Source organism: Psychrobacter sp. AOP31-B2-9, assembly GCF_052378005.1.
Lineage (GTDB): Bacteria > Pseudomonadota > Gammaproteobacteria > Pseudomonadales > Moraxellaceae > Psychrobacter.
In genome coordinates this window covers 1-562 of sequence record NZ_JBQSXG010000333.1, presented here as the reverse complement: position 1 = coordinate 562, position 562 = coordinate 1, and the positions used below count along the sequence as shown (strand labels likewise).

Below are 562 nucleotides of genomic sequence, written 5' to 3'. Positions count from 1 at the left end.
ACTAGGCAACCCCGCCAAACTCAGCCCATCCATCCCGCCGCCATCACGACTGTGCTTACCAGCCTTCTCCGTAAACTGCATCGCCGCAATCGTAATATCACCGCCATCTAATGTGATACTCGCACCGCCCGCCGTTAGCGTAATCTTATTCGTTGCCACTATCTCAACTTCTTTAGTTGAGGATGACATATTCACATCTTGCTTCGCCGTTGCCTCAAGCTTCCCTGTATGCGCAGACAGCATAATATTGTCCTTGCCATTCGTCATACTGAACTGACCATCAGCAACCATTGTCAAAGACTCGCTACTGATTTGATGATGACCATCACCACTACTCACCATCATATCTTGCTGAGTGGTCGTTACCATCTCACCCATCGATCGTTGAATCAGCGTATCGTCACTGACATAGCTCGTATCAGCAGCGCCATCGATCAGCGTGTAGGGCGCTTGTTGATGGGTTTTGGTTTGCTGTTCCTCTGCGATAGTTTCTAACTGGGTCTTAATCGCTTTGTGGTCATTGACCTGACGTCCTAGTCCCGTTGCCAATTGCGTTAAGCGT

General features: G+C 49.3%; 1 protein-coding gene. It reads right to left on the bottom strand.

What is annotated here, in order from left to right:
• Nucleotides 1–562: DUF2345 domain-containing protein (locus tag ACT3SX_RS15505; protein ID WP_444761868.1), on the bottom strand; the 562-nt coding region annotated here is incomplete at both ends.